The sequence below is a fragment of the Arthrobacter sp. G.S.26 genome (assembly GCF_050847375.1).
Lineage (GTDB): Bacteria > Actinomycetota > Actinomycetes > Actinomycetales > Micrococcaceae > Arthrobacter.
In genome coordinates, this window is sequence record NZ_CP193752.1 from 3,488,615 (window position 1) to 3,512,662 (window position 24,048).

The 24,048-nt window shown below is 67.5% G+C and carries 21 protein-coding genes; 15 read left to right on the forward strand and 6 right to left on the reverse strand.

Translation table 11 applies throughout. From position 1 onward, the window contains the following. Position 1: 1 nt before the first annotated feature. Complete coding sequence (locus ACRB8A_RS16010; protein ID WP_050685138.1) at positions 2-496, reverse strand: nucleoside deaminase; 495 nt, start codon at positions 494-496, stop codon at positions 2-4. 456 nt (positions 497-952) lie between these two features. Between ACRB8A_RS16010 and ACRB8A_RS16015 the strand changes: the two genes are divergently transcribed. Further along, the gene (locus ACRB8A_RS16015; RefSeq protein WP_050685137.1) at positions 953-2,326 is read left to right on the forward strand and encodes an 8-oxoguanine deaminase; all 1,374 of its coding nucleotides are present in this window, start codon (positions 953-955) and stop codon (positions 2,324-2,326) included. A 21-nt stretch (positions 2,327-2,347) separates the two neighbouring features. Further along, positions 2,348-3,592, forward strand: coding sequence for a non-homologous end-joining DNA ligase (ligD, locus tag ACRB8A_RS16020; protein WP_285241710.1), 1,245 nt, complete (start codon positions 2,348-2,350; stop codon positions 3,590-3,592). Between the two features lie 96 nt (positions 3,593-3,688). Here ligD and ACRB8A_RS16025 read toward each other — a convergent pair whose 3' ends face one another. After that, positions 3,689-4,351 (reverse strand): heme oxygenase (biliverdin-producing), encoded by a 663-nt coding sequence (locus tag ACRB8A_RS16025; protein WP_285241711.1) that lies wholly within the window; start codon positions 4,349-4,351, stop codon positions 3,689-3,691. 227 nt (positions 4,352-4,578) lie between these two features. Here ACRB8A_RS16025 and ACRB8A_RS16030 point away from each other — a divergent pair, with 227 nt between their 5' ends. From ACRB8A_RS16030 to ACRB8A_RS16060, 7 genes are all read left to right on the forward strand, one after another. Next, complete coding sequence (locus ACRB8A_RS16030; RefSeq protein ID WP_432245091.1) at positions 4,579-5,751, forward strand: heme/hemin ABC transporter substrate-binding protein; 1,173 nt, start codon at positions 4,579-4,581, stop codon at positions 5,749-5,751. After that, positions 5,748-6,914 carry a FecCD family ABC transporter permease gene (locus tag ACRB8A_RS16035; RefSeq protein WP_285241712.1) on the forward strand — a complete coding sequence of 389 codons (1,167 nt, stop codon included), beginning with the start codon at positions 5,748-5,750 and terminating at the stop codon, positions 6,912-6,914. The genes ACRB8A_RS16030 and ACRB8A_RS16035 overlap by 4 nt, the downstream gene beginning before the upstream one ends. Continuing rightward, positions 6,911-7,816: a heme ABC transporter ATP-binding protein gene (locus tag ACRB8A_RS16040; RefSeq protein ID WP_285241713.1), complete on the forward strand. Its 906-nt coding sequence runs from the start codon at positions 6,911-6,913 to the stop codon at positions 7,814-7,816. Before ACRB8A_RS16035 ends, ACRB8A_RS16040 begins: the two co-directional genes overlap by 4 nt. Then, the gene (locus tag ACRB8A_RS16045; RefSeq protein WP_432245092.1) at positions 7,813-8,985 is read left to right on the forward strand and encodes a hypothetical protein; all 1,173 of its coding nucleotides are present in this window, start codon (positions 7,813-7,815) and stop codon (positions 8,983-8,985) included. Before ACRB8A_RS16040 ends, ACRB8A_RS16045 begins: the two co-directional genes overlap by 4 nt. Then, positions 8,982-10,343 carry a hypothetical protein gene (locus tag ACRB8A_RS16050; protein WP_432245093.1) on the forward strand — a complete coding sequence of 454 codons (1,362 nt, stop codon included), beginning with the start codon at positions 8,982-8,984 and terminating at the stop codon, positions 10,341-10,343. Before ACRB8A_RS16045 ends, ACRB8A_RS16050 begins: the two co-directional genes overlap by 4 nt. Further along, positions 10,340-11,722, forward strand: coding sequence for a hypothetical protein (locus tag ACRB8A_RS16055; RefSeq protein ID WP_432245094.1), 1,383 nt, complete (start codon positions 10,340-10,342; stop codon positions 11,720-11,722). The genes ACRB8A_RS16050 and ACRB8A_RS16055 overlap by 4 nt, the downstream gene beginning before the upstream one ends. Before the next feature lie 64 nt (positions 11,723-11,786). Beyond that, positions 11,787-12,737, forward strand: a complete 951-nt coding sequence (locus ACRB8A_RS16060) for a WxL protein peptidoglycan domain-containing protein (protein ID WP_285241716.1) — start codon at positions 11,787-11,789, stop codon at positions 12,735-12,737. Between the two features lie 184 nt (positions 12,738-12,921). Here ACRB8A_RS16060 and ACRB8A_RS16065 read toward each other — a convergent pair whose 3' ends face one another. After that, the gene (locus ACRB8A_RS16065; RefSeq protein ID WP_050685129.1) at positions 12,922-13,110 is read right to left on the reverse strand and encodes a hypothetical protein; all 189 of its coding nucleotides are present in this window, start codon (positions 13,108-13,110) and stop codon (positions 12,922-12,924) included. Between the two features lie 350 nt (positions 13,111-13,460). Between ACRB8A_RS16065 and pucL the strand changes: the two genes are divergently transcribed. Both pucL and ACRB8A_RS16075 read left to right on the forward strand, forming a co-directional pair. After that, complete coding sequence (gene pucL, locus ACRB8A_RS16070; protein WP_432245095.1) at positions 13,461-14,369, forward strand: factor-independent urate hydroxylase; 909 nt, start codon at positions 13,461-13,463, stop codon at positions 14,367-14,369. A gap of 158 nt (positions 14,370-14,527) precedes the next feature. Next, positions 14,528-16,036 carry a nucleobase:cation symporter-2 family protein gene (locus tag ACRB8A_RS16075; RefSeq protein WP_050685127.1) on the forward strand — a complete coding sequence of 503 codons (1,509 nt, stop codon included), beginning with the start codon at positions 14,528-14,530 and terminating at the stop codon, positions 16,034-16,036. A 116-nt stretch (positions 16,037-16,152) separates the two neighbouring features. Here the strand turns inward: ACRB8A_RS16075 and ACRB8A_RS16080 are convergent, their stop codons facing one another. Together ACRB8A_RS16080 and ACRB8A_RS16085 are read right to left on the reverse strand one after the other, a co-directional pair. Beyond that, positions 16,153-16,401 (reverse strand): SCO4226 family nickel-binding protein, encoded by a 249-nt coding sequence (locus ACRB8A_RS16080; protein WP_050685126.1) that lies wholly within the window; start codon positions 16,399-16,401, stop codon positions 16,153-16,155. A gap of 135 nt (positions 16,402-16,536) precedes the next feature. After that, positions 16,537-17,292 (reverse strand): IclR family transcriptional regulator, encoded by a 756-nt coding sequence (locus ACRB8A_RS16085; RefSeq protein WP_050685125.1) that lies wholly within the window; start codon positions 17,290-17,292, stop codon positions 16,537-16,539. Positions 17,293-17,502: 210 nt separating this feature from the next. Here ACRB8A_RS16085 and ACRB8A_RS16090 point away from each other — a divergent pair, with 210 nt between their 5' ends. Genes ACRB8A_RS16090 through ACRB8A_RS16105 form a run of 4 tightly spaced genes read left to right on the forward strand, consistent with a single transcriptional unit; the run spans position 17,503 to position 22,687 of the window. Beyond that, complete coding sequence (locus tag ACRB8A_RS16090) at positions 17,503-18,951, forward strand: NAD-dependent malic enzyme (RefSeq protein ID WP_050685124.1); 1,449 nt, start codon at positions 17,503-17,505, stop codon at positions 18,949-18,951. 37 nt (positions 18,952-18,988) lie between these two features. Next, positions 18,989-20,587, forward strand: coding sequence for a malate synthase A (gene aceB, locus ACRB8A_RS16095; RefSeq protein ID WP_050685123.1), 1,599 nt, complete (start codon positions 18,989-18,991; stop codon positions 20,585-20,587). Positions 20,588-20,590: 3 nt separating this feature from the next. Next, a complete protein-coding gene (locus ACRB8A_RS16100) occupies positions 20,591-21,859 on the forward strand; it encodes a DUF6986 family protein (protein ID WP_050685122.1) in 1,269 nt (422 codons plus the stop codon). Positions 21,860-21,874: 15 nt separating this feature from the next. Then, positions 21,875-22,687 carry a bifunctional allantoicase/(S)-ureidoglycine aminohydrolase gene (locus ACRB8A_RS16105; protein WP_050685121.1) on the forward strand — a complete coding sequence of 271 codons (813 nt, stop codon included), beginning with the start codon at positions 21,875-21,877 and terminating at the stop codon, positions 22,685-22,687. Between the two features lie 86 nt (positions 22,688-22,773). Here the strand turns inward: ACRB8A_RS16105 and ACRB8A_RS16110 are convergent, their stop codons facing one another. After that, the gene (locus ACRB8A_RS16110; RefSeq protein WP_050685120.1) at positions 22,774-23,955 is read right to left on the reverse strand and encodes a zinc-dependent alcohol dehydrogenase; all 1,182 of its coding nucleotides are present in this window, start codon (positions 23,953-23,955) and stop codon (positions 22,774-22,776) included. Positions 23,956-24,048: the final 93 nt, after the last annotated feature.

Here is a 24,048-nt window from a genome sequence, read left to right on the forward strand (position 1 = left end):
CCTAGTAATCAATCCTGGATTCGAGCGTGTTCCAGGTGTTGAACGGCTCCAGCGGCGCCGGGGCGTCGGGGCCGGCCAGCACCAGTTTGGACACGGGCATCAGGGCATCCCGGTCCTGGTTTTCGAAGTACTCGTAAAAGACTGCGTCATCGAATCCCACGGAGGCGGCGTCATGCCGGCCGGCGGCAAACACCACCCGTTCCACGCGGGCCCAGAGGGCCGAGGCGAGGCACATGGGGCACGGCTCGCAGCTGGTGTAGAGGACGGCTCCGCTGAGGTCGAACGTGCCGAGCTCCCGGCACGCGGTGCGGATCGCGGTGACTTCTGCGTGGGCCGTGGGATCGTTGTCCGCGGTGACCCGGTTGACGCCATCAAACGTCTTTCCGTCCGCGGTGACGATCATGGCGCCGAAGGGCCCGCCGCTGTTGAGGACGTTGGCTGTTGCCAGCCTGATGGATCTGGCCAAAAACTGTTCGGCCGTGACGGTGGTACTCATGATGCGACTCCCTTTGCCGGGAAGCCGGATAGCCGGGTGCAGGACCAAGGGGACCAGGTGCGACGGTTACCAGGCTTCAGCATTTGCTGTGAAGGTTAAGTTGCGCCTGGTAGATAGCTTCCCGGGGTCCGGGTGCCCGCCTTTGGCAAATTGAGATTAGCACCACACCTGTGGTCCGCGCCATAGTTTCTGGAAACTTAATTTCGCAATGTGAAATTCATGTTTCGGCTGGCTCACGGCGTGGGATTTCCGCCGCCGCTTCAAGCCGCCGTTCCAGGCCCCGGTCCGCCCGTCCCTCCCGCCAACAGACCGGCCGGTCACATTCGGGCCGTTGACGGCCACCGCCGGCGTTCCCTACGCTGGACCCAGCCGCACATCGCTGCGGTCACCTGGATCAGCAGACAGGGCTTCACTGAGCTGGATTTACCGCCGCTTCGCTCAGACAAGGACAGCCCCATGACCCAGCCCACTCCTTCCGCCGGCAACCAGCGCCTCTGGATCCGGAACCCGCAGGCGGCTTTCACCGCCAACCACCTGGACGCCTCGGGCGGCATAGTGGTCAGCGGCGGCGTGATCGTGGAGGTCCTGGCCGCGGGCCAGCAGCCCGCCACGCCCTGCGAGACCACGTTCGACGCCGGCCGGCACGTCCTGATGCCGGGCCTGATCAACACGCACCACCACTTTTACCAAACGCTCACCCGCGCCTGGGGGCCCGTGGCCAACGCGCCGTTGTTCCCGTGGCTGCAGAACCTGTACCCCGTATGGGCCCGGCTGACACCGCGGGACCTCGAACTCGCCGCGACAGTGGCCCTGGCCGAGCTCCTGCTGTCCGGGTGCACCACCGCCGCGGACCACCACTACCTCTTCCCGGACGGCCTGGAACACGCCATCGACATCGAGGTGGAGGCTGTGCGGCGGCTTGGCATGCGCGCCACCCTTACGCGCGGGTCCATGACGCTGGGAACGGACGACGGCGGCCTGCCGCCACAGTCCACGGTGCAGGCTCCGGAGGTGGTGCTGGCGGACAGCGAACGGCTGATCGGCCAGTATCACGAGCGGGGTGCGGACGCCGTGATCCAGATTGCCCTGGCCCCGTGCTCTCCGTTCTCGGTCACCAAGGAAATCATGGCCGAAAGTGCCCTGCTGGCCGGCCGCCTGGACGTCCGCCTGCATACGCACCTGGCAGAGACCCTGGACGAGGAAGACTTCTGCCGGGAGATGTTCGGCCTGCGGACCGTTGACTACCTGGACAGTGTCGGCTGGCTGACGGACCGCACCTGGCTGGGCCACGGCATCCACTTCAGCGACGACGAGATCCGCCGGCTGGGCGCCGCGGGCACCGCCGTCGCGCACTGCCCCACCTCCAACATGCGGCTGGCCTCGGGCACCGCCCGGGTCCTGGAACTGGAGGCCGCCGGCGTCCCCGTGGGGCTGGGTGTGGACGGTTCGGCGTCCAACGATGCCTCGAACATGATCCTGGAAGCACGCCAGGCGCTCTACCTCCAGCGCCTCCGCTACGGCGCGGACGTGCCCGTTGAGCGCGCCCTGGGCTGGGCCACCCGTGGCTCGGCGGCGGTCCTGGGCCGGCCGGAACTGGGCCAGCTGGCACCCGGGATGCAGGCGGACCTGGCCCTGTTCACCCTGGATGAGCTGCGGTTTTCCGGCAGCCACGATCCCATCGCCGCCCTCCTGCTCTGCGGCGCCGACCGTGCGGACCGGGTGATGGTGGGCGGCCAGTGGCGGGTGGTGGACGGCCAGATCCCGGGCCTCGACATTGCCGGGCTGATCGCGGAACATTCGACGGCGGCGCGAAGGCTGGTTGCCGGCTGACCTGGCTGCTAGCGTGGCCGCATGACCCCGTCGAAGACGCCGGCTGAAGTCCTCACCATTAACGGTGCCGAGGTCCGCATCTCGAGCCCGGACAAGGTGGTGTTCCCGGAACCCGGGCTGACCAAGCTGGATGTGGTGAAGTATTACGTGGCCGTCGCTGAGGGTGCCCTGCGGGGCGCCGGCGGCAGGCCCATGGTGCTCAAGCGCTTCCCCAAGGGCATCGACGCCGAGCCGTTTTTCCAGAAGCGGGTGCCGGAGAACCATCCCGCCTTCATTGACACCACCACGCTGCACTATGCGTCCGGCACGTCGGCGGAGGAGGCAGTGATCCGGGACGCTGCGGGCCTGGCGTGGGTGGTCAACCTTGGCTGCCTGGACCTGAATCCGCACCCGGTGCGCGCGGAGGACCTGGAACACCCGGACGAACTCCGGGTGGACCTGGACCCGATGCCCGGCGTGGACTGGTCGCGGATCGTGGACGTCGGGTATGTGGTGCGGGAGGTGCTGGACGACGTCGGCCTGGCCGGCTGGCCGAAGACCAGCGGTTCCCGGGGACTCCACATCCTGGTGCGCATCGCCCCGGAGTGGTCCTACCGGGACGTCCGGCTGGCTGCCGAGACCCTGGCCCGCGAGGTGGCGAACCGGGCCCCGGGCCTGGCCACGGCGCGGTGGTGGAAGGAGGAGCGCGGCGAGAGCGTGTTTGTGGACTTCAACCAGAACGCCAAGGACCGCACCGTGGCCTCTGCCTATTCCGTCCGGGCCCTGCCGGACGCGCGGGTTTCCACGCCGCTGACCTGGGACGAAGTCCGTACCGCCCTGCCCGCGCAGTTCACCGTCCGCACCGTGCTGGAACGGTTCGCAGCCATTGGCGATCCCCACGCCGGTATCGCTTCCTCGGTGGGCCGCCTCGACGGGCTGCTGGCGCTGGCCGCAGAACTCGGGCCCGCGGAAAAGCCGCCGCGCAGTGGGGACGGGTCCGGCCGGCGGCAGTCGGTGATGCCCCTGGTGGAGGTGGCCCGCACCCGGACCAAGCCGGAGGCGCTGGCCGCCCTCGGGGAATGGAAGTCCCGGCACGCCGGCATCGTCGCCGCGTTGCAGCCGGCGGATGTCCTGGTGGACGGGATGCGTGGCTCCAGCTCGCTCTGGTACCGGGTCCGGGTGAACCTGCAGCACATTCCGGAGGCGGAGCGTCCGGCTCAGGAGGAACTGATCGCCGACTACGACCCCTGGGCCAGCCGGCAATGGCCGGGTAAGCCGGGATCCTGACGCAGTTTACTTTTCGACGCGCAGATTCCCTGGCGCCCCCGTTATTCCGGGTGCGCCTGGGAATATGCGGGTCGGCAGTGAATTTGCGCGTCGGTTTCAGCTGGGGACGCCGGACCCCAGCCGGTGCGCCATCAGATCCACAAACACCTGCCGGTTTGTTTCGAACGCGGCGGCGGCGTGGGCCAGTACGTCGGCGCGTTCCGATCCGGAGAGCTCCACGTCATCCAGGCGCTGCCGGTAGGCGTCCTTGTAGGCCTTGAGTTTGCCGACGCCGTCGAAGGCGTAGAAGTTCAGCCCCTCAGGACCCAGTCCGTAGTGCCGCTGGACCAGGGTGGAAATGATCTGGCCACCCGAAAGATCCCCCAGGTACCTGACGTAGTGGTGGGCCAGGAGATATGCCACGGACGTGGGCCCCATCGCGGCCAATTGGTCCGCATACGCCCGGGCGCCGGGCGTCACGTACAGGTTGGCCTCGGCTGGCAAGCTCTCCCAGCCTGCACCGAAGTGCACCTGGAGGTCCTGTTCCAGGGCGGGCACCCGTGCCAGTGCCGGATCGGCGAACGCCTGCAGGCGCGGGTCCTGGTTGGCAGCCAGCGCCTCCTCGAGGGCGCGGTAGATGATCAGGTTCTGCAGCAGCAACGCGCCGACCTGGCCCCGGTCCAGCCTGCCGGCGAGGAGTTCGGTGACGAATCCGGCGTCCTCGGCGTGCTGGTGTGCGGCAGCCGTATGCGCCTTGAGCTGTTCGGAAAATTCTGTCATGGAGACTCCAGTGAGGGTGGTCGGATCGCCACGGTCGGGGCGTTTGATGACACTCTGTCACACTCTTCGGAGTTAGGTAAGAGTTTTGTGACGTAATGCTGAAACTTAATGTTAGGCTAGCCTCACCTTAGCGCCAGCAGGACTGCATCATGCCTGTTCAGCGGCCTGAATCCAATAAAACACACGTCCAGGTGCGGCTTTAGCATGCCCATCTTCGGGGGAGAACCATGCTCAAAAACCAGCCGCAACGACCGGCAGTGCGTGCTGTCAACGCCGCAGCACGGCGTGCGACAGCAGCCCCTGCCCGCCGGCGCGGGACCCTTCGGTGGGTGGCCGCCGTCGCCCTGTGCCTTGCCCTGGCCGGTTGTTCAACTGCCGGGGCAGGCGCTGGCAGTAAGCCGGGCGTGGCCCTGCGCGATGCCGTGGTGCTCGAGGATCCCCAGGCCTATGTGGGGCCCTCGACGGCCGTGCTCAACAGCCCGGACCTTGACCCGCTGGATTCCCCCCAGGAGCAGGTCCTGCCCGCGACGGTCACGGACAGCCAGGGCACCACGGTGACGGTGGCGGACACCAGCCGGATCCTGGCCATCGACCTGTACGGCACCACGGCCCGCACGGTCTTCGAACTGGGACTGGGCGCCAACGTGGTGGGCCGTGACGTGAGCTCAGGCTTCCCGGAAATCGCCGGCCTGCCGCTGGTGACGCAGAACGGCCACGAACTCAGCGCCGAAGCCATCCTGGAACTCGCACCAACAGTGATCATCACCGATTCCAGCCTGGGGCCGTGGAATGCCGTCCTGCAGATGCGGGAAGCCGGGATTCCCCTGGTGGTGGTTGATTCGCACCGGTCCATGGACAACGTGGGACCACTCATCAAGCAGGTGGCCGACGCCCTGGGCGTGCCGGCCGACGGCGATCGGCTGGCCGCGCGGACCGCCGACGCCATCAGCGCAATCACGGCAGCCATTGCCGGGATCACGCCGCCCGACGGCAGGAAGCTGCGCATGGTATTCCTTTACGCCCGCGGCCAGTCCGGCATCTACTACCTGTTCGGGCCCGGGTCGGGTACCGATTCGCTCATCACGGCGCTGGGCGGAGTGGATGTGGCAGCGGAAACCGGCATGCAGGGCATGCAGCCGCTGACGGATGAGGCGCTGGTGGCGGCCAGGCCGGATGTGGTGCTCATGATGACCAAGGGCCTGGAATCGGTGGACGGCGTGGACGGGCTGCTGACCAGCGTCCCCTCGCTTGCCCACACCCCGGCCGGGGAAAAGCGCCGGATCGTGGACATGGCGGACAACGACGTCCTGAGCTTCGGCCCCAACACCGCCAGCGTCCTGGAAGCCCTGTCCGTTGCCATTTACGCGCCGGCCAGCACGTCCGCGGCGGTCGCAGGATGACCGGCGTCGGGCTGCGCCAATCCGTCACGGCGCTGCCGGCGCCCCTGAAGCTCGACGCCCCCGGGACCCTGCCTGCACCATCGGGCACCGGAACCGGCGCAGCACAGGCTCCAACCACGCCGGCCGGAAACCGTACCCGCACCGGCCTCCTGTTCGGCACGCTGGCCGCGGCGCTCCTGGTCCTGGTCTTTGTCTCCGCAGGCTTGGGCCAGATGGGCATCAGCGCCGGTGAGGTGCTGGGCTCGGTCCTGCACCGGATCGGCATCCCCGCCGGCCCCCTCCCCCAACAGCAGTATGCCGAGTCCGCGCTGTGGTCCATCAGGTTCCCCAGGGTGGTCCTGGCCCTGGCGATCGGCAGCGCCCTGGCCACGGCAGGAGTCCTGATGCAGGGTGTGTTCAGCAACCCGCTGGCCGAGCCCGGCGTGGTGGGCGTCTCCTCCGGCGCAGCGGCCGGCGCCTGCATTGCGATCGTTTTCCAGCTGGACTTCCTGGGCAACTGGACCCTGGTGGTGGCCGCCTTCCTGGGCGGGCTCGCTGCCACGGCACTGGTCTACGTGACGGCACGGCAGGGCGGCCGCACGGAGGTGGTCACCCTGGTCCTGACCGGGATCGCCGTCAACGCCGTGGGCGGAGCCATCATTGCCTTGATGACGTTCCTGGCCGACACGTCGGCCCGCGAGCAGATTGTCTTCTGGCAGCTGGGCAGCCTGAACGGCACCCGGTGGGAACATGTGGCCATCGTTGGGCCCATCACCATTGTTGGCATTGCCCTCGCCCTGTTGTTTACGGGGAAGCTCGACCTGCTGTCCCTCGGCGAGCGCCCGGCCCGGCACCTTGGCCTGAATGTGGAACGCCTGCGGATCCAGGTGGTGGTCCTGGTGGCCATCCTGACCAGCGCCGCCGTCGCCTTCGCCGGCATCATCGCGTTTGTAGGACTGGTGGTGCCGCACATCATCAGGATGGTTGTGGGCCCCGGACACCGGGTCCTGCTGCCGGCCAGCGCCCTGGGCGGCGCGCTCCTCCTGCTGGCGGCGGACACCTCCGCCCGCACCCTGGTGCCGTTCGCTGACCTGCCCATCGGGATGCTGACGTCCCTGGTGGGCGGCCCGTTCTTCTTCTGGCTGATCCGGCGTACCCGCCGCGGTGCGGGCGGCTGGCAGTGAGCGCCGGAACCGGGGCGCCGGCCGCCGTCGTCCCTGCTGCCCGGGCCAACCCGGAAACCCCGCCCACCCGGGAGACCACGGCCGCGCCTGCCCTGGCAGCCTTCGGCGTGGGGGTCACCCTGGCCGGAACCCGCATCCTGGCCGGCATCGACCTGGCTGTGCATGCCGGCGAGGTCGTAGCGCTGGTGGGCCCCAACGGGGCCGGCAAGTCCACACTCCTGGCGGCACTGGCCGGGGACGAGGCCTGCTCGGAAGGCCACGTGGAACTCGGCGGCACCAGGCTGGACAAGATTCCGGTGGCCCACCTGGCGCGCCACCGTGCCGTCCAGCTGCAGGAAGCCAGGGTGTCGTTCGCGTTCACCGTGGCCCAGGTGGTCGAGATGGGTCGCGCACCCTGGCACAACACCCGCCACGAAACCGGCGACAGCCGGGCCGTCAGCACGGCAGTGGCCCGCACCCGGACCGGGAACCTCACGGGCCGCAGTTTCCCCTCGCTCTCCGGCGGGGAGATGGCCCGCACCTCGTTTGCCCGTGCCCTCGCGCAGGAAACGGCGGTGCTGCTGCTGGACGAACCAACCGCGGCCATGGACCTGCGGTACCAGGAGCTGGTGCTCAGCGAAGTCCGCCGCCGGGCCGACTCAGGAGCCGCCGTTGTGGTGGTCCTGCATGACCTGTCCCTCGCCAGCGCGTACGCGGACCGCATCGTCCTGCTCCAGCAGGGCAAGGTCCGGGCCGTAGGCAGCCCCCGCGAGGTCCTGACCGCGGAGCTGCTGGAAGAGGTGTACCAGCATCCTGTGGTGGTTATCGACCACCCCGGCTCCGGGGGCCTGGCGGTCCTGCCGCTGCGTCCCGCCGCACCACTCCCTGCACCCCTTGTCCCTGCATCAAAGGAAACGCCATGAAGTTCCCCCTCCGCCGGCGCGCCGCCGCGGCTGCGGCAGCCATCACCCTGGGCGCCATGGCCCTGCCTGTCGCCCAGCTTGCGGCAGGCACGGAAGCCCGGGCCGCCGGCAGGGTCAGCATCAGCTCACCGCTGGGCGGCAACCAGGCGGCCGCAGGCAGTCCCACCACCGTGAGCCTCACCGGCAACGGATTCCAATCCATCCAGGGCGGCTTCGGCGGGGTCTACGTATTTTTTGGCTGGGTCAGCGACGGCGCCTGGCAGCCCAGTGCGGGCGGCAAAACCGGCACTGACCTCCTCTACGTTCCGGACAGCGAAGCCAGGGACAACCAGGGCTACCAACGCTTTATCGCCTTTCCCGGTTCCGGTACCGCCGCTTCAGCCAATGGCGGGACGCTCGGTACTGACGGGGCCTGGTCCGTCCAGCTGACCATCCCCGGGGCCTCGTTCTCCGCCCTGGACAGGTCCGGCGCCAGCAAAACCGTGGACTGCCTGGCGGTCACCTGCGGCATCATCACCATCGGCGCCCATGGCGTGGCCAACCCGGAAAATGAAAGCTTTACGCCCATCAGTTTCACGGGGCAGGCAACCGGGGAAGCGAACACGGCCCCCGGCAGCGCAGCCCCGGGCGGAACGGCGCAGGCCGGCGCGGCCCAAGGAACCGGTAGCTCGGTAGTCCCCGGCGCGGCGGCTGCACCGGGTGCCGTCCCGGCAGGCCCTGCTTCCCTCGGCGTGGACAGCAAAACCATCATCGCCGGACGGGTGTTGACCTTCAACGCCCGGGGCTTCCTGCCGGGTGAACAGGTCAGCGCCAGCGTCAGCGCCGGCCTGGTGGGAGCGGGGGCGCTGGTTGCCGGGCAGCATGGCGAGGTGGCCGGCGCCGTCCAGCTTCCCGCAGACATGCGCGCCGGAACCCACGTCATCAAGGTGGCTGCCGCAGCGTCCGGGACCACGGCACAGGCGGAATTCTCCGTGGTGGCCGACGCCGCACTCCTCAACGCGCAGACCTCCACCGCAGACGCCGGGACGGGCTGGTCGTGGCCGCTTTCCGCCGTGCTGGCAGCGGGCGGGATCCTGCTCCTTCTGATGCTTACGTCGCTGGTCACCGCCATCCTGCGGCGGCGGGCAACCAAACCCCGGCGCGGAAACACCTCGGCGGCCACAGCGTGAGCGCCGGATGGTGGCGGCCCGCAACGGCGGCAGCCGCCCTGGCCCTGGGCGCCCTGGCCGGCCTGGCCCCGCCGGGCGCAGCTGCCAGCGATGGCAACGCCGGGGATGGCACCGGCAGTGGATCCGCCGTCGAAATTTCCGTGACCATCCCCGCCACCGGTGACCGCAACACCACCAACGGCCAGCTCCGCTGGGGCATCAACACCGAAGCCGGCAGCGGCTCCTTCTTTGGCGGCTGCAACTTCCTGTCCGCCGGCGTGCCCGGAAACTCAGGCAGTTCCCGGCCCTGGACGGCGGCCGACGGCTTCTACAGCCCCCAAAGCGGCAACGTCACCATCCAGAAACCCACCAGCAGCGGTTCCTGGGAAACATCCACGTGGAACGACAGATGCCAGGACCCTGCCGGCCGTGCGGTGGGCACCGGTCCGGCGGAAAAAGGCACCGGCGCGCAAGTGGTCTTCGGCTCCGGCTCCGGACGGGTGGACGTCGCCGCCGGCACCGCACAGCTCGGTTGGAAGGGCTCCTTCAGCGTGGTGTTTTACGGCGGCCTGACCTATTGGTGGGCCACGGATCCGCAACTGAACATCGCCAACGGCAAGGGAACCCTGACCGCCACGGCCTCCGGTTACGGCTCGGACCGGGCCAACGCCGCCAAGTGGGTGGAACTTGCGCCCACCACCATCACCCTGGCCACCCTCTCCAACGTGGAGCTTGGCGCCAACGGCATCACCGCCATCCCGGACTACCGCGGCGTTGCCACCACCCCCGGAGCGGACGGACCGGCCCAGGCCAGGACCGGAGCGGACTGGGGCGCCTTCCCACAGGACTTCATCGATTTCCAGGGCAACACCGGGCAGCAGGCCTACTGGTACTCCTCCGGGGGCCTGCGCGACTACGCCAAACCGGCCCTGCCCCTGTACGTCAGCTATGACGCGGCCAACCCCGTCCCCGTCCAACCGCCGGCCGTTACGCCGCCGGAAGCGGCACCGGGCACAGGCTCCGCGTCCGGCCAGGATCCGCGGCCGACGGCGGCCGGCCCCGCCCCTGTTCCCCGCGCCGACGCGGCGGCCCCGACAGCCCTGCCCGCCGTGGCCGGGCCAGTCACTGCCGTTGCAGCCGCCGCGACCTGGCTGGGCAACAGCCTGATACCTCCTGCCACGGCCCAGGATCTGGTGAACCTCCGGGACACCTTCCTATGGGCACTGGCAGGCCTTCTCGCCCTGGCCGGCATCGCCATGCTGGGCTTCCGCCGGGGCTGGCTGGTCCTGCCCGGCACCAAAAGACCTCCCGCCGCTGTCCGCGGCGGGGCTTCAGGAAAACCATCGCATCCCGTAAACGCATCAACGGAGGAACCATGAAACGACATTCCGCAACCGGCCGCCTTGCAGCAGCCCTCGGCACAGCGGCCGCAGTGGCCGCCCTCAGCGGGGTTTTTGCCCCCGCAGCACAGGCCGCCGAAAGCTCGATCACGGACGTCACCCTGCGCTGGGGCCTGAGCCAGGAAGCCGGCGGCGGCTCCTACTTCGGCGGCTGCAACTACCTGTCGGCAGGCAAGGCTGGCAACACAGGTTCCAGCCGTGTCTGGACCGAGGCGGACGGCTTCTACGCCGCATCGGCCGGGAACGTCAGCATCGAAAAGGACGGGCCCAACGCCACCAAGGTAGCCCCCACCTGGGCCACCAAATGCATCGGCGCCGCGGGTACCCCTGTCACGCCGGCCCCCGGCAGCAGCACCAATAACCAGGTGGTCCTCTCCGCGGGAACCGGTGTGGTGGACGCCGCTGCCGGTACCGCCAAAGTGCAGTGGGACGGCGACTTCACAGCGGTGTTCTACGGCGGCCTGACCTACTGGACGGCCTCCGATCCTGAACTGACGGTCAACGCTGACGGCACCGCCACCCTCACCGCCACCGCCAGCGGTTACGGCGCCAGCATGGAGGACACCACCAAGTGGGAGGCCATCAGCCCCCGCGTGATCGACCTGGCCAAGTTCACGGATGCCAGCCTGACCGCGAGCGGCTTCAGCGGCACTCCCGTTTACCGCGGCGTTGTGGTGACCGGTGTGGACAACCAGGTCACCACCGGCGCCAACGCCGGTGCTTTCCCGCAGTCGTACATCGATTTCCAGAAGCTGACCGGCCAGGCAAGCTACTGGTACTCCTCCGGCGGCGGCGCCGATCCCAAGAAGGTCGCTGCCCCGCTGGCGGCCTCCTGGACGGCACCCACCACCCCCAGCCCGGAGCCGTCCGACGACTCACAGGCAGTGGAAATCGGTGTCGACGTCCCCGTCACCACCCCCACCACTCCCGAAGAGTTCAAGTGGAGCATCGCCGGCACCGGCGCCGTGAACCTGGGCAGCGCCCAGCAGAACCAGGCCGGATCGTTTGCTGCCACCGGCGCCCTGCCCACCATCACCGTGACGGACACGCGCTCCGGGCAGTCGGGCTGGTCGCTGAGCGGCAGCGTCTCCGGGTTCACCTCCGGCGCCGGTTCCTTCGCGGCATCCGCCCTGGGCTGGGCCCCGGCGCTGGCCAACAACACCGTGGGTGCAGCCGCCGGTGCGGCAGTGGCTCCCGCCGCTCCGGGCCTGGGCAGCTCCGCTGTCCTGGCATCGGTGGGCAACGGGCACACCGCCGGATCCGTTGACGTCAACGCCGCGCTCAACCTGCTGGCACCTGCCGGCACGGCTGCAGGTTCCTACACCTCAACCCTCACCATCACCGCGCTGAGCGACTGATACAAACCCATGGCCGGGGCCGTCCGATTCCGGGCGGCCCTGCCCCCTCCCCCTTGAAGGACCCATGTACCGTACAGCCGCCGTCGTCCTCATCAGCCTCCTGGCCCTGTTGGCTGGCGCGTTGCCGGCGCAGGCACTCGCCGCCACCAGCACCACCGCAGACGGACTCTCCTGGAGCATCCGGCCCGGCAGCACCGACGCCGCGCAGCGCAGCAATTTCTCCTACACCCTGGACCCCGGTGCCACCATCCAGGACACCCTGGTGGTGACCAACCTGGGCAGCACGCCGCTGGACCTCGCTGTTTATGCGGCCGACGGCGTGACGTCCGCGAGCGGGCATCTTGACCTGGAACCGGCCGCCACAGCCGCGGCCGGCGTGGGCAGCTGGTTCGCGGCAGACGCCGCAACCATCACCGTTCAACCCGGTGCGGCCCGGGAAGTCCCGTTCAGCCTGGCTGTCCCCGCCGATGCCAGCCCAGGCGACCATGTGGGCGGGGTGGTGACCTCGTTCGTTTCGGCTGCTGCGCAGGGCACGGTGAAACTTGACCGGCGCCTGGCCACACGGCTCAACGTGCGGGTGGCAGGCGAGGAAACCATCGCGATGGCCATCTCCGACGTCACCGTCAACTACCCGGCCGCGTGGAACCCGTTTGCACCGGTGGCACCGGAAGTGACCTATACGGTGACCAACAACGGCAACGTCCGCGCGCGGGCCGACGAAAACGTGGACGCGTCCGGCCTGCTGGGGGCCGGAGCGGCCTCCGGCGCCGTGGCGGAACTGATCCCCGGCGGAAGCAGCACCCGGACCGTGACCCTGCCGGGGACCTGGCCCATATTTGCCGGGAACGCCACAGTAGTCCTTCAGCCGTGGTCCGTGGCCGGCAGCCCCGGTACCGAGGTAACGGCCGCCGCATCGACGGCAGCAGTGCCGTGGGGCCAGCTGGCAGTCCTGCTGGTCGTTGTGGTGCTGGCAGTGATCCTGGGCCGCCGTCGGGCGCGGCAGGCGCGGGCCTGAATCGCTCTGCCCCGGCGGCGCCGTTGCCTGCGACGCGCTCCGTGGCCTGCGACGCGCAGATTCCCTGACGACCCCGTTGTCTGCGGTGCGGGAGTGAATCTGCGGTGCGGCAGGGAATCTGCGCGGCGGGAGTGAATCTGCGCGTCGGGCAGCGGCCCGGACCCACGTTTCCAGGTGTACTTCGCTAGGAGCGCTGGCGGCCGAAGCCCGGGATCGCGGCGATCCAGCGGGAGATCCGGCCGGGAACGTGTTCCCTGTCCGCCGGCACGTGGAAGTCCGGATCAATTCCGCCGCCCCGGGGAAGGTAGAACTCCTGGGCGGCGGGTGCGGTGGCCGGCGTCGGGGTCACCGGCGTCGTATTGTGCTGGAACATCTAATCCTCCTCATTATTTCGTATTGCGGAAAGTATTTATTGCTATACGAAATAGTAGGATCACCGCCTCCACCCCGTCAAGGGGGTATCCCGAAGCGGCGCGGCCGGCAGCCGGTCACAATCCGGATTTTCATTTTGTGATGTACACCACCGATTTGCGGGAGTACGCTGTTAGTCAACTCGTGGCCCAGGTCACGTAACCTGGGAGCAGCAGGCAGGGTCGTAATGAGCTGGCATCAATCGATGCCGGCTCTTTTTTGTTGGGTCGGCAACACCGGAACGCGCACGAAATGCGCGCTTAATTTCAGTGAAGGAACCTAGGTTCCACTACCGGAAGTTGGGAACAGACCATGAGCAGCAAGATCATCCTCGGCGAAAACCAGTACGGCAAGGCAGAAGTCCGGGTCGTCAAAATCACCCGCGACTCAGCCCGCCACGAAATCGAAGACCTTAACGTCACCTCGCAGCTCCGGGGCGATTTCTCGGCCGCCCACCTCGAAGGCGACAACGCCCATGTGGTGGCCACCGATACCCAGAAAAACACCATTTACGCCTTTGCCCGCGAAGGCATCGGCTCCCCCGAGGAATTCCTCCTGCGCCTTGGCGGCCACTTCACCTCCAGCTTCGACTGGGTCACCGGCGGCCGCTGGGAAGCGGAGGCCTACAGCTGGGACCGCATCCAGGCCCACGGCAGCGAACACGACCACTCCTTCGTCCGCAACGGCCAGGAAGTCCGCACCGCGGTCCTGGTCTGTGACGGCGCCACCAGCCACCTGATCTCCGGGCTGAAGGACCTCACTGTCCTCAAATCCACCCAGTCCGGCTTCACCGGCTACCCGCGGGACAAATACACCACCCTCCCCGAGACCACCGACCGCATCCTGGCCACGGATGTCTCTGCCCGCTGGCGCTTCAAGACCGGCACCGACTTCAGCTCGCTGGACTTCAACAAGAGCTACGACGACGTCAAGGGCCTCCTGCTCGAGGGCTTCACCGAGAACTACTCACACGCCCTCCAGCAGACCCTGTTCGACATGGGCACCAAGGTCCTCGAGGCGCACAGCGAAATCGACGAGATCAAGTTCTCCATGCCCAACAAGCACCACTTCCTGGTGGACCTTTCCCCCTTCGGCCTGGACAACCCCAACGAGGTCTTCTTCGCCGCCGACCGCCCTTACGGCCTGATCGAGGCCACCGTCCAGCGCGACGACGCCGCGGCCGCCCCGGCAGCCTGGTCAGGCATCGCCGGCTTCTGCTGAGCCTGCAAACACCTGCACCAAAACCCGCAACACCACCAGCCTGAAAACCGGTGGCCGCGCCGCATCCCGGCCCGGCCACCGGCACCACAGACAGCACCACGTCAGCCAGACAACGTTAGCCAGACAAAGACGTCTGCCATGAACCCAGAAAGTCTGCCATGAACCTCAAAAAGAAGCCGGCCGCTGCTGCCGCCGGCAAGCGCACTTCCCATACCGGCCGTCCCGAAGACCAGCGACTGTCCATTGGAAGCACGTTCGCTTACGGATTCCAGCACGTCCTCACCATGTACGGCGGCATCATTGCCCCGCCCCTGATCATCGGCGCCGCTGCGGGCATGAACTCGCAGGACATCGGCCTGCTGATCGCCGCCTGCCTGTTCGTCGGCGGCCTCGCCACCATCCTGCAGACCGTGGGCATCCCGTTCTTCGGCTCCCAGCTTCCGCTGGTGCAGGGCGTCTCCTTCGCCGGCGTCTCCACCATGGTGGCGATCGTCCACGGCGGCGGCGGGATCCAGGCGGTCTTCGGCTCGGTCATTGTGGCCTCCGTGATCGGCCTGCTCATCACCCCGCTGTTCTCCAAGATCATCCGGTTCTTCCCACCGGTGGTCACCGGAACCGTCATCACCACCATCGGCCTGACCCTGATGCCCGTGGCAGCCAACTGGGCCATGGGCGGCAACAACAAGGCCCCCAACTACGGCAGCGTCTCCAACATCGGCCTCGCCGCCGCCACCATGGCAATCGTCCTGCTCCTGAGCAAAGTGGGCAGCGCCGCAATCTCCCGGCTGTCCATCCTGTTGGCCATGGTCCTGGGCACCCTGATCGCCTTCATCTTCGGCATGGCTGACTTCTCCAAGGTGGGCCAGGGCGAAATCGTTGCCTTCCCCACTCCCTTCGCGTTCGGCCCGCCCGTCTTCGAAATCGCCGCCATCATTTCCATGTTGATCGTTATCCTGGTGACACTGACCGAGACCTCCGCGGACATCATCGCCGTGGGCGAAATCGTGGGCACCAAGGTGGACTCCAAACGGATCGGTGACGGCCTGCGCGCCGACATGCTCTCCAGCGCCATCTCCCCCCTGTTCAACTCCTTCACCCAGAGCGCCTTCGCCCAGAACGTGGGCCTGGTGGCCATCACCGGCGTCAAGAGCCGCTTTGTGGTCAGCGCCGGCGGCCTGATCCTGGTCATCCTGGGCCTGCTGCCCGTCCTGGGCCGCGTGGTGGCAGCCGTCCCCACGCCCGTCCTGGGCGGCGCCGGTGTGGTCCTCTTCGGCACCGTTGCCGCCTCCGGCATCCGCACGCTGTCCAAGGTTGAATACAAAAACAACATGAACCTGATCATCGTGGCCGCGTCCATCGGGTTCGGCATGATCCCCATCGCCGCACCGTCGTTCTATGACCAGTTCCCGTCCTGGTTCGGCACCATCTTCCACTCCGGCATCAGCTCGGCAGCCGTCATGGCCATCCTGCTGAACCTCCTCTTCAACCACCTGCGGGCAGGGAATTCGGAGAACCAGTCGGTCTTTGTGGCCGGCACCGGCCGTGTGGTCAAGGAAGAGGAACTGAAGTGCCTGGCCGACGGCGACCGCTTCGAAGGCGGCAAGCTCATCGACTGCGACGGCAAGGAAGTCCCGGTCCAGTCCAGCGAAAAGGCGTCAGAGCACTAACCCCCCACGCGAGATGGCACTTCGCGGCAATGTTTTCGAAGAACATTGCCGCGAAGTGCCATCTCGCGCTTCGGCGGTGGGGGCACAACGCCGGCAGCCGTGGTTCCGCGGCAGCTTCACACCACCAGGGGAACCGGATGGTATTCGTCGGCGGGATGCCCGGACCGCTCGTGGATCCGTTTCACGGCTTCCACGTCCGGCGCCTCGGACAGGCAATACACCAGGCCGGAGTCGGGATCAGCCCACGCCTGCTTGAACTCCACCTGCTCGTCCGCCTGGATTGCCAGGTCGGCGTTGTGGGCTTCGTGCAGTTGCTCAGCGGTGATGCCGACCATGTTGTGATGCACGTCCATGAAGGTTGCCATGACAGCGCTCCCAGGGTTGATTTCCAATGGATGCGCTGATGCTACGCCCGGGCCCGGAGGGGGTCAACGGCCGTGGCTGACCCGTGCCGGAAGCCCGGACAGGCAGGCTCCACCCGCCCGTCCGGACCGGCAGGATCAGTTGCGGTTGAGCTCATCCGAGATGGCCTGCGCGGCGTCCCGGAGCATGGGCACTGCCCGTTCGCCGAAGGAAAAGTCCACCCGGGATACGGGCCCGGACACCGAGATGGCAGTGGGGGTCGGCGCGTTGGGCACGGCCATGGCGAAGCAGCGCACGCCGAGCTCCTGTTCTTCCTCATCGATGGAATAGCCGCGTTCCCGGATCCGGCCCAGGTCCGCCAACAGCGCTTCGATGTCGCCGATGCTTTTGGCCGTGGGGGTGGGCATGCCGGTGCGGGCCACGATGCCGCGGACCACCTCGTCGTCCAGCTGGGCCAGGATGGCCTTGCCCACGCCGGTGTCATGGGTGTGGGCGCGCCGGCCCACCTCGGTGAACATCCGCATGGAGTGCAGCGAGGGAACCTGCGCCACGTAAATCACCATGTCAGAGTCCAGCACAGCCATGTTGGAGGTCTCCCCCAACCGGTCCACCAGGCCCTTGAGCTGCGGCCGGGCCACGGCGCCGAGCTGTTTGTTGGCGCCTTCGCCGAGCCGGATCAGCCGGGGCCCCAGCGCATACCTGCGGTTGGGCAGCTGGCGGATGTACCCCAGGGACACCAATGTCCGCAGGAGCCGGTGGATGGTGGGCAGCGGCAGGTCCGTGGACGAGGACAGCTCACTCAGGGTGACGTCGCCGCCAGCGTCCGTGATCAGTTCCAAGAGTTCGAACACGCGTTCAACGGACTGAACGCCTCCGGCGGCTTTCTCAGCCATGTACCAGTCTCCTGTGGACTCGGATTCCGACAAGTCTTATCCGCATGGTGAAAAAGACGTGCCCTAGTTGTCCCAACTTACAGCACGGCCGCGGCCGGACGCCATGAAACACCTCGGGGCTTGTATTTCCACAAAGTAGATAATAATATCCATAATACGAAAACTTTTCGAAAGCAGAAAGCCCGCTAGGGCCCTACAGGAGGACATTCAATGGCGAACCCGAGCCCCGGAAATTCGATCACCCTGCGCGTGGAAGCACCCTCAAGCTTCACGGCCACCAGTGAACTGGCCGCCGCCGTCGGCGCAGCCGGCGCAGCCATCACCGCACTGGACGTCACCGAGTCCCACCACGAGACCCTTGTAGTGGACGTCACCTGCAACACCACCGACGACGACCACGCCGGCCGCGTGAAGGACGCCCTGAACGCGCTCGACGGCGTCACGGTCCAGCATGTCTCGGACCGCACGTTCCTGATGCACCTGGGCGGCAAGCTTGAAGTTGTCCCCAAAGTAGCCCTGCGCAACCGCGATGACCTGTCCCGCGCCTACACGCCCGGCGTCGCCCGCGTCTGCATGGCCATCGCCGAGGACCCCGCTGCTGCCCGCAACCTGACGGTCAAGCGCAACACCATCGCTGTGCTCACTGACGGTTCGGCGGTCCTGGGCCTGGGCAACATCGGCCCGGCCGCGGCCCTGCCGGTCATGGAAGGCAAGGCGGCACTGTTCAAGCAGTTCGCCAACGTTGATGCCTGGCCGGTCTGCCTGGATACCCAGGACACCGAGGAAATCATCATGATCGCCAAGGCCATGGCCCCCGTTTACGGTGGCATCAACCTCGAGGACATCGCCGCCCCGCGCTGCTTCGAGATTGAGAACCGCCTCCGCGAGGAACTGGACATCCCGGTGTTCCACGATGACCAGCACGGCACCGCCATCGTCACCCTGGCAGCCCTGGTCAACGCCCTGCGTGTGGTGGGCAAGACCCTCGCCGAGGTCAAGATCGTTGTCTCCGGCGTTGGCGCCGCGGGTTCCGCCATCATCCAGCTCCTCAAGGCCCAGGGCGCCCAGCACATTGTTGCTGCCGGCCGCTCCGGCGCCATCCACTCCGGCGAAACGTACAACGACAGCCACCGCAGCTGGATTGCCGCCAACACCAACGAGGAAGGCTTCGCCGGAACCCTGCACGAGGCGCTCAAGGGTGCCGACGTGTTCATCGGCGTCAGCGCACCGCACGTCATCGGCGAGGAGCAGGTCGCCTCGATGGCCGCAGATGCCATCGTGTTCGCCATGGCCAACCCCACGCCGGAGATCGACCCCGTCATCGCCGCAAAGCACGCAGCAGTAGTGGCCACGGGCCGCAGCGACTTCCCCAACCAGATCAACAACGTGCTGGCGTTCCCAGGCTTCTTCCGCGGCCTCCTGGACGCCGGCGCATCGGACATCACGCCGGAGATGCTGGTGGCCGCCGCGGATGCCATCGCCAACCGGGTAGCTGACGACGAGCTGAATGCCAGCTACATTATCCCCAGCGTCTTTGATCCCCACGTGGCCGCCGATGTGGCGGCAGCGGTGGCAGCAGCCGCCCGTTCAGCCCAGGCGGCAACAGCGGCTGGCCAGGCAACGGAACCGGCGGCCGAGGCCGCTTACGCCAACGCCTGACACACCGCCTGACCCGCAGCCAAGGAAAGGACCAGAAATGGCCATCACAGTCACAGACCCCACGCCGATCGAGCGCGCGGAGGAAATCCTCACGCCCAAGGCGCTGGCTTTCGTGGAGGAACTCCACAAACGTTTCGCCGGCACACGCGACGAGCTCCTGGCTGCCCGCGGTGCCAAGCGCCAGCGTGTTGCCGAAACCGGCAAGCTCGATTTCCTGCCGGAAACGCAGGAGGTGCGCGCCGGCGACTGGAAGGTTGCCGCCGCACCGGCAGCCCTGCAGGACCGGCGCGTGGAAATGACCGGGCCCGCTACGCCGGCCAAGATGGCCATCAACGCCCTTAACTCCGGTGCCAAGGTGTGGCTCGCGGACCTCGAGGATGCCAGCACCCCCACGTGGGGCAACGTCATCGACGCCATCCTCAACCTCCGCGACGCCGCCCAGGGCACCCTGGCCTTCACCTCTGATGAGGGCAAGGAATACCGGCTCCGCACCGACGCGCCCCTGGCCGTCGTGGTGGCCCGCCCCCGCGGCTGGCACATGGCGGAAAAGCACCTGCTGCTGAACGGCCAGCCGGCCGTAGGCGCGCTGGTGGACTTCGGCCTGCACTTCTTCCACGTGGCAAAGCAGCTGGTCCTCAACGGCCAGGGCCCGTACTACTACCTGCCCAAGATGGAAAGCCACCTCGAAGCCCGGCTGTGGAACGACGTGTTTGTTTTCGCGCAGGACTTCCTGGGCCTGGGCCAGGGCACCATCCGGGCCACGGTGCTGATCGAGACCATCCCGGCTGCGTTCGAGATGGACGAAATCCTGTACGAACTGCGGGACCACGCGTCGGGCCTGAACGCCGGCCGCTGGGACTACCTGTTCAGCATCATCAAGTACTTCCGGGACGCCGGCGAGGAATTCGTCCTGCCGGACCGCGCCTCCGTGGCCATGACCGCACCCTTTATGCGGGCCTACACGGAACTCCTGGTGAAGACCTGCCACCACCGGGGCGCCTTCGCCATGGGCGGCATGGCGGCCGTTATCCCCAACCGGCGCCACCCTGAGGTCACCGAGGCGGCCTTCGCCAAGGTCCGCGCAGACAAGACCCGGGAAGCAAACGACGGCTTCGACGGGTCCTGGGTGGCCCACCCGGACCTCGTCCCCACCTGCCGCGAAGTCTTTGACGGGGTCCTCGGCGACAGGCCCAACCAGCTGGACAAGCAGCGCCCCGAGGTCACCGTCACGGCAGCCCAGCTGCTGGACGTCTCCTCCGCCGACGGCCAGGTCACCGAAGCCGGCCTTCGCCTGAACCTCTACGTGGCCGTCGCGTACACCGCCGTGTGGCTTTCGGGCAACGGCGCCGTGGCCATCCACAACCTGATGGAGGACGCCGCCACCGCGGAAATCTCCCGGTCGCAGGTGTGGCAGCAGATCCGCAACAAATCGGTGCTGGCCGATACCGGCAACACCGTCACCAAGGACCTGGTGGAGCGGATCCTGGGCGAGGAAACCGAACGGCTCCGCACGGAGGTGGGCGACGAAGCGTTCCTCCGCTACTACCAGCCGGCCAGCGGGCTCATCGGGGACATCTGCCTTTCCGATGGCTACACCGACTTCCTGACCACCCCTGCATACGAACTGGTGGGCTGAGGCATGGCGGCAACACCTTCTCTCTCTGCTGCGGACCTGGCCCACATCGACGGGCAGCTCGCAGCCACCGACCGGTTGCTGGACCGCAACTACCCGGGCGACGACGGCTCCCGCCAGCCCGTCCATACGGTGTACGTGCCCGCTGACCGTTTCTCGCCGTCGTTCGCTGCGGACTGGGGCGCCGAGGCGCTGGCTACCGTGGCAGCCAAGGGCGGCTTCGGTAAGCTCGCGGACCTCCTGGGCCAGGACGCCGGGCTGGCCGAGGCCGTGTCCACCAGGGTGGCGGCCAAGCTGGCAAGCGAACCCATCGAGGACCTGCGGCTCGACTTTGAGGACGGGTTCGGCGACAGGGGCGACGACGCCGAAGACGCCGCCGCCGTTGCCGCGGCTTCCGCCGTGGCCGCCGCAGCCGCGGCCGGGACCGCCCCGCCGTTCATCGGGATCCGGTTCAAATGCTTCGAGGCCGCCACCCGGGCCCGCGGGCTGCGGACCCTGGACCTGTTTGTGTCCGGCTTGGCCGCTGCCGGCGAACTTCCCGAGGGCCTGATCCTGACCCTGCCCAAAGTCACCACCGTGGCGCAGGTCCAGGCCATGGACTTCGCGGTCTCACGCCTGGAAACAGTTCACTCCCTGCCTGCCGGCAGGCTCCGCTTCGAGGTGCAGGTGGAAACACCGCAGCTGATCCTCGGACCGGACGGCACCTCGCCGGTGGCGCAGCTTCCGCACGCGGTGCCCGGCCGGATCAGCGGCCTGCACTACGGCACCTACGACTACTCCGCGTCGCTGCAGATCGCGGCCGAGTACCAGTCCATGGAGCACCCCGTTGCCGACTTCGCCAAGGAAGTCATGCAGCTGGCCGTGGCCGGCACCGGCATCCGGCTCTCCGACGGGTCCACCAACATCATCCCGGTGGGCGACAACGTGGAAAACGCGTGGCAGCTGCACGGCCGGCTGGTCCGCCGTTCGCTGGAACGCGGCTACTACCAGGGCTGGGACCTGCACCCGGCCCAGCTCCCCAGCCGGTTCGCCGCCACCTACGCCTTCTACCGGGAAGGCCTGCCCGCAGCTGCCGCCCGCCTGCGCAACTACGTTGAGCGGACCGAAGGCGGCGTGATGGACGAGCCCGCCACGGCCCGCGCCCTTGCGGCGTTTGTCCTCCGCGGCGTCCAGTGCGGCGCTGTTGGTGCCGACGAGGTCCTTGCGGGGACCGGCGTCGACATTTCCCACCTCACGGCCCTTGCCCACCCGCGGCTGGCCGCTTCCACCTCCTAAGCAAAGGACTTCCCAATGGGCAAGTACTACACCCCCCAGGGCGGCCTGCCGCCGCAGAGCCACCTGACCACCGAGCGCGCCATCGTCACCGAGGCCTACACGGTGATTCCCAAAGGCGTGATGACGGACATCGTGACCAGCAACCTGCCTGGCTTCTCGAACACCCGCTCCTGGATCATCGCCCGGCCCATCTCGGGCTTTGCCACCACCTTCTCCCAGCTCATCGTCGAGGTGGGCCCCGGCGGCGGCGCACCGAAAGCTGAATTCGAGCCGGGCGTCGAAGGCGTGGTGTTCCTTACCCGCGGCAGCCTCAGCCTCACCCTCGACGGCGAGCTGCACCAGCTGGAGGAGGGCGGCTACGCCTACCTGGCCGCCGGCTCGGAGTGGGGCGTCGAGAACAACTCCACCGAACCGGCGTCGTTCCAGTGGATCCGCAAGGCCTACGAACGCCTGGAAGGGCACGAGGCCAAGTCCTTCGTGACCAACGAAAAGGACGTTGAGCCCACCGCGATGCCGGACACCAACGGCGCGTGGAAGACCACCCGCTTCACGGACTCCAGCGACCTGGCCCACGACATGCAGGTCAACATCGTGACCTTCCAGCCCGGCGGCGTGATCCCCTTCCCGGAAACCCACGTGATGGAACACGGCCTCTACGTCCTCGAGGGCAAGGCCATGTACCTGCTGAACAACGACTGGGTGGAAGTGGAGGCCGGCGACTTCATGTGGCTGCGCGCGTTCTGCCCGCAGGCCTGCTATGCCGGTGGCCCGGGCGAGTTCCGCTACCTGCTGTACAAGGACATGAACCGCCAGGTCCGACTCACCTAGGAACTTCTTCTTCCCCACCTGAGTAGCGCCAAGTGTCGTTGTGAACCCTCATGACGGCACGTGGCGCTACTTGGTTGGGTTGGGGCTTATGCTCCGGGGTTGAGGACCACCTTGATGCAGCCGTCCTCTTTCTTCTGGAACTTCTCATACAGGGCCGGCGCACCGTCCAGCCCGGACCGGTGGGTGACCAGGTCCATCACGCCCAGCGGATCGGCGTCGTCCTCCACCAGCGGCAGGATGTCATCGGTCCAGCGCCGGACGTTGCACTGGCCCATCCGCACCTGCAGCTGCTTGTCGAACATGGTCATCAGGGGCATGGGGCTTGCCTCGCCGCCGTACACGCCGCTCAGGGAGAGCGTTCCACCGCGCCGGACGGCGTCGATGGCCGTGTGGAGCGCCGCGAGCTTGTCCACGCCGGCCGTTTCCATGGCTTTCTGTGCCAGCTTGTCCGGCAGCAGCCCCAGCGCCTGGTGCGCGAACCCGGCAAGCGGGGAACCGTGTGCTTCCATGCCGACGGCGTCAATCACCGCGTCAGTTCCGCGGCCGGCAGTCATCTCCCGCAGTTCGTCCGCGATGCCTTTGCTGTAGTCCAGCGTTTCCACGCCGTGCCTGGCAGCCATGGCCCGCCGTTCAGGTACCGGATCAACGCCGATGACCCGGACGCCGCGGTGGGCGGCGATTCGGCTGGCGAACTGGCCCACGGGACCCAGCCCGAACACCGCCAGCGTTCCGCCCGGCTCAACGTCTGCGTAGTGCACACCCTGCCAGGCGGTCGGCAGAATGTCGGAGAGGAAGAGGTACCGCTCATCCGGCAACTCGGTTCCCACTTTGACCGGCCCGTAGTCGGCGTGGGGAACGCGCAGGTACTCGGCCTGCCCGCCCGGGACGGACCCGTACAACTCAGAGAACCCGAAGAGGGAAGCTCCTGAGCCTTTTTCCTTGACCTGGGTGGTTTCACATTGGGACTGCAGCCCCTGGCTGCACATAAAGCAGTGCCCGCAGGAGATATTGAATGGGACCACCACCCTGTCGCCCTTGCGCAGGTTGGTTACCGCGCTGCCCACTTCCTCCACGATGCCCATGGGCTCGTGGCCAATCACATCCCCCTTATGCATATATGCGCCAAGGACTTCATAAAGGTGCAGGTCCGAACCGCAGATGGCGGTGGACGTGATCCGCACAATGGCGTCAGTGGGTTCCTGGATGACGGGATCCGGCACTTCCTCAACACTTACTGATCGTTTTCCCTGCCACGTCAGTGCTCGCACTGTCTTCTCCTTTACCTCGGGTCCGGGCCGGCTGCCCTCGTTTCGACGCTATCGGATTCCGCCCAAAAAAGTAAGCATGCTGATGAAAACCCT